This window comes from Glutamicibacter sp. NPDC088483 (assembly GCF_044753145.1).
Lineage (GTDB): Bacteria > Actinomycetota > Actinomycetes > Actinomycetales > Micrococcaceae > Glutamicibacter.
In genome coordinates this window covers 1-4,881 of the sequence record NZ_JBIVMP010000012.1, presented here as the reverse complement: position 1 = coordinate 4,881, position 4,881 = coordinate 1, and the positions used below count along the sequence as shown (strand labels likewise).

Here is a 4,881-nt window from a genome sequence, read left to right as displayed (position 1 = left end):
TCAACGGGCAGTTTCCCCTCACCCGCGCCAGACCTGCAACTCTGCGCCGTTACATTACTGACGGATTACCCTGCTTAAGGAGGTTTCAGCGGAAGCCGCTGTCGGTTCCGTAGAATCCTCGGTTTTTGGGCATAAAAAAATCGCGAAACATAAGTTTCGCGATTTTTGCTTTGGTGACCCCAACGGGATTCGAACCCGTGTTGCCGCCGTGAGAGGGCGGAGTACTAGGCCGCTATACGATGGGGCCGTATGCTGAAGATAAATCTTCAGCTCACCAAATCTCTTTGGTGAAGCGCTGGGATACCAGGACTCGAACCTAGAATGACGGAACCAGAAACCGTTGTGTTGCCAATTACACCATATCCCAATGTGACTTGGTATTCATTTGCTTCAGCAGCCGAAGCTGATCTGCGCTGAACGCCTTAGCACGAGATATAACTATACCTAAAAAATTCACGGATCGCACATCCTGGGGCAATATCCTCGAGTGATCTGCAGCTCGTTTATTGAAATGCCTGTAACAGACCTGAGCTTCGCTACACGTCAGCCGATAAATTGCCGCCGAAGGAGGCAGGTCCACTTGACCTGTCACTGCGTGCTGAGACGACTGCTTAATGCAAAAGAGGGAACCGAAGTTCCCCCTTAGCTGTGTGTCGGGATAACAGGATTCGAACCTGCGACCTCGTCGTCCCGAACGACGCGCGCTACCAAGCTGCGCTATATCCCGTGGTTACAACCATTTCACTATACACCCTGCAGAATTCTCATCAATGCCCGGCATAGCTACTCTTTTCTTTGCCGCCAAGTCCTTAGCCGGGACTCGCAGCTTAAGACCATTAGATAGCTTTCCCAGGATTCAAGATATTCAACGGGTCCAAAAGGTTCTTGATCTGCTGTTGGAGTTCGATCACTTCTGTTGCTTGTTCCCATTGCAACCAATCTTTTTTGATCAACCCGACACCGTGTTCGCCAGTAATTGTGCCGCCTAGTTCCAGTGCAATACGTACGGAGCTTTCAACTGCACGGTCAAGCCTCGCTAGTGGCTCGTTGCCGTCTTCGGGTTCTACAGAAAACGTCGGATGCAGATTGCCATCCCCTACATGCGAAATCATCCGCATGTTTACGTTTTCCTCCCGCGCAGCCCGTTGAACGCGGTGCACGTATTCAAGCATCTTGCTTTTCGGAATGGCGACATCCTCTCCAGTCCGGTAAGCATCGTCTTTAGTATCACCCCGGCTGGTTCGGCGCATTTCGATCAGTTGCATAGCACTCGGATCTGCCGAATTGCTTAGCTGGGCATTGCGTTCTGCGAAAACACTGCGGAGAGCGGCTTCTTCGCGCTCGGCGCCGTAGCCATCCAGTCGAGCCAAGAGCATGGCACCGCCAAGACCTGCGTAATTCGTCGAGTACTGTTCATCAAGAATGAGCAGAGTCGAATGATCGATGAGTTCCAAAATGGCAGGCTGAATTCTGGCTTTGGCAATCAGTTGAACGCCCTCGACTGCTTCCTCCAGGCTGGGGAACAATAGAGCTATGTCTCGTTCGTCTACCGGGAGATAGCGCAATCGGAGAACTGCGCGAACGACAACGCCCAGCGTGCCCTCGGACCCTGTGAAAAGTGCGGCGAGATCATACCCTGCTACACCCTTGAACGTATTCTTGCCAACGCGGATTAGTCGGCCGTCAGCCAATACGACGTCTAGGGAGAGCACTGCTTCTCGAGTCACGCCATACTTCGCGCACCGCAGGCCTCCCGCGTTGGTTGCGATGTTGCCGCCAATTGTAGACATCCTGTAGCTAGCAGGATCCGGGGCGTACATGAGGCCGAATTCGGAAACGGCTTCGTTCAGCTGATGATTGATGACGCCAGGTTCAACCACAGCGACTTCATCTTCCGGGCGGATCTCGAGGATTCTATTCATCTTGCTCAAGTTCAAGACGATGGCATCACCTAGTACGTGCACACCGCCAGAAACACCTGTGCCGGCACCGCGGCTGATGACCGGTACCCTGTATTCGCTAGCCAAGCGTAGAACGTGTTGTACATCCGCTACGGAACTGGCGAAAACCACGGCCAGCGGTTCAATGGGATCCCCCGACAACTGCCCGAAGTCTCTAGAGTTTTCTCGAAGCAGCGGGCCCGATGATTCTATGGCATTCTCTGGTAATGCCGCGCTGAGGGCATCTAGAAATCCGGCATGGTTAGCGGCCATCTTTATCTCCACGGATCGTTGCGTGCAAGTGATTACCTGAGACTACGGCTTTTGAAGGTCTTTGCCGAACTTGATGACTTGGCAATTTACTAGTAGCTCGGTTCAACACTGCGTTTGCGCCCTCATGGCCAGCCAGTCCGGGGCCGGCATACGTCATTGCCCTATTATTTATCGGGCTAGGACCTTTCAGCTGCTGCATTTTCTTTCGATTGTGCTGCTTGCATTTCTGCGGGAAGAGCTTTTCCCCTGACGAATAGTCGATAACAGACGCCCAGGATTGCCACCCAGATTAGACCGGTAATGAGTGCACTACGCGTATCAGGAATAATGCCGATTAAGATGATGACGAAGATCATGAAGGCCAGCGCCAAGTAGCTACCCACTGGCCAAAGCGGAACTGGGAATGCAGAAGGTTCAAGATTATCTCTGTCTATCCGGTGCTTCATCCGAATATGAGAGATCAGGATCATCGACCAAACAACGACGGTGGCGAAAGTAGCCAATGCAGCAATGAGGAAGAAGATCTCATCTTCGAACCAGATGTTCAGCACTACGCCAATAAGCAATGCGCCGATCATCGATAGTGAAGTCACCCATGGGACCCCGTTAGCCGTGGTCTTCGTGAATACCTGTGGTGCCTGGCCTTGTTTGGCCATACCGTGAATCATGCGTCCCGCACCGAAGATGTCTGCGTTGATTGCTGAGAGTGCCGCAGTGATGACGATGAAGTTCAGGACATTTGCTGCTGACGAGAAGCCGATGCTGGAGAAGATCGAAACGAATGGACTTTCACTACCATCAATCGTGTTCCACGGCTGAATGCACATGATGACACTGAGCGTCAGTACGTAGAACAGCAAGATGCGCACTGGTACAGAGTTAATTGCCTGCGGAATGACTTTACGCGGGTTTTGCGCTTCGCCAGCGGTAATGCCGATCACTTCGGTGCCGCCGAAGGCAAACATGACAATCGTCAGGGAAGCGAGAATGCCCCAGACACCATGCGGCATGAAACCGTCGCCAGCAAAGAGATTGGATAGACCTGCAGCTCCTTCGCTTTGGTTGCCCAACCCGAAGACGATTACGAGAACGCCACCAGCGATCATTGCTATGATAGCGACGACCTTGATCAAGGAGAACCAAAATTCCAGTTCCCCGAAGACTTTGACCGAGAGCAGGTTCACGGCGGCAATGAAGAAAACAACTGCCAGGATCCAGATCCATCGTTCGACGTTGGGAAACCAGAAACCCATATATACGCCAAAAGCTGTCACGTCAGCCAGGGCCACCACAAACATTTCAAACGTGTAGGTCCACCCGGTTGCAAAGCCAGCAAAGCGTCCAACGAATTCAGTGGCATAGCTTCCGAATGAGCCGGAGGTCGGATTGCGGACTGCCATTTCTCCCAACGCACGCATCACCATGAACACCACTGCCCCACCGAGTATGTATGCCAACAGCACCGCTGGCCCAGCCATTTGAATGGCGCTTGCGGAACCAAAGAACAAGCCTGTGCCAATAGCAGACCCTAGAGCGATAAACCTGATGTGCCGTGTGCTTAAACCACGTTTCAAGTTTTGACTTGTCTGGCTAGTACGCATGCTGCTCCTCCGAGATTCCTAACTGCATCAGAGGTTTGCCGCTCACTTTTCATGGTGTGCTTCAACCCCGACATCCATGTAATCGCAGTCACACGCATCTTGGAGCGGGGAAAAAGACAAGATAGTCCGGTACCTCAGACTCGTGGTGAAAAGAAGCTGAGATACCGGACGGCAATTCTTCCAACGGGTATCTCGGGACAGCGTGATGGGCATTCTGGAATTTCGACCACTCGCGAGCTGTAGATAGAAGTACACATCCCGGCATGCAATGCAGTCAGATACTCGTGAATCCAATTGAAGGATCATGCTGCGCGATCCTCACCAACGACCTTGAGAATGCTTAAATGTGCTTGCGCAATCCCTCGATATCGAGGCAGGATTCCGATACGGCTGGCTTCAAAGTGCTGCACGTCAGTGGTCAGCAGCCACGCCCGCCTGTGTCCGTCATGTTGTCCACCGGAAGTCAAAGCATCTGCTGTCCGTTAGCGTCCGCGTCTTCAGAAACACGATGCCGGTGTCTTCGGGCGGTGGATGACAGTATCTATTGCTTTCAAGGCTTTCCAAGACGAGGTCCACAATGACGTTCATTGGCCTGACCCGGTGAATTCTCGCAGTCTTGGTTCCCTTGGTCGGTCGAATCCCCTTACGCCGAGACCTGTGGTTGCCAGTTGCTCTCACCATTGCACGCCGGCAGGTGAATGTGGTGCAACTGCGGGAATCGTCTTCCGAAACGGAGCTGTCGCCTTGGTGCCTGAAACTCAAATTACGCAGTCGACCAGCTGGCATTTTTAGTCGATACCCGTCAGGGAACAAATATGGCTCAGCAAGGCTGGCTGGGCCGACAACCTGATCTTCAATTTGGATAAGAACTCCAGTGAATAATTCTCGGGTAACCTGGCCCTCGTCATCCGGTGCAAGCAACTGAGCTCGCCGGCAACCTTGGCCAACACAAATACCCTGGACGCACTGGTCGTTAAAGCAGGAGGAGAGGGGGAACCAAGCAGCACCAGCTACCCAATTCCCCCTCCCCTTCTCGTTAAACAGGTGAGGCCCCGGCACCAAACGGT

2 protein-coding genes and 3 tRNA genes are annotated in these 4,881 nt (G+C 52.8%); all 5 read right to left on the bottom strand.

The window, feature by feature from the left end; all coding sequences use genetic code 11:
- Positions 1-171: 171 nt before the first annotated feature.
- A tRNA-Glu gene (locus ACIP6G_RS18180) sits at positions 172-247 on the bottom strand.
- 48 nt (positions 248-295) lie between these two features.
- Positions 296-367 (bottom strand) — tRNA-Gln (locus ACIP6G_RS18175).
- A gap of 286 nt (positions 368-653) precedes the next feature.
- Positions 654-727 (bottom strand) — tRNA-Pro (locus ACIP6G_RS18170).
- Between the two features lie 109 nt (positions 728-836).
- Entirely contained in the window at positions 837-2,213 is a 1,377-nt protein-coding gene (locus tag ACIP6G_RS18165; protein WP_365946656.1) for an FAD-linked oxidase C-terminal domain-containing protein, read from the bottom strand.
- A gap of 176 nt (positions 2,214-2,389) precedes the next feature.
- The gene (locus tag ACIP6G_RS18160) at positions 2,390-3,814 is read right to left on the bottom strand and encodes an amino acid permease (protein ID WP_365946657.1); all 1,425 of its coding nucleotides are present in this window, start codon (positions 3,812-3,814) and stop codon (positions 2,390-2,392) included.
- Positions 3,815-4,881: the final 1,067 nt, after the last annotated feature.

Bases quoted from the DNA above. Each gene is read 5' to 3' on its own strand.
- ACIP6G_RS18165 (WP_365946656.1), bottom strand. From the start codon at position 2,213: ATGGCCGCTAACCATGCCGGATTTCTAGATGCCCTCAGCGCGGCATTA.
- ACIP6G_RS18160 (WP_365946657.1), bottom strand. From the start codon at position 3,814: ATGCGTACTAGCCAGACAAGTCAAAACTTGAAACGTGGTTTAAGCACA.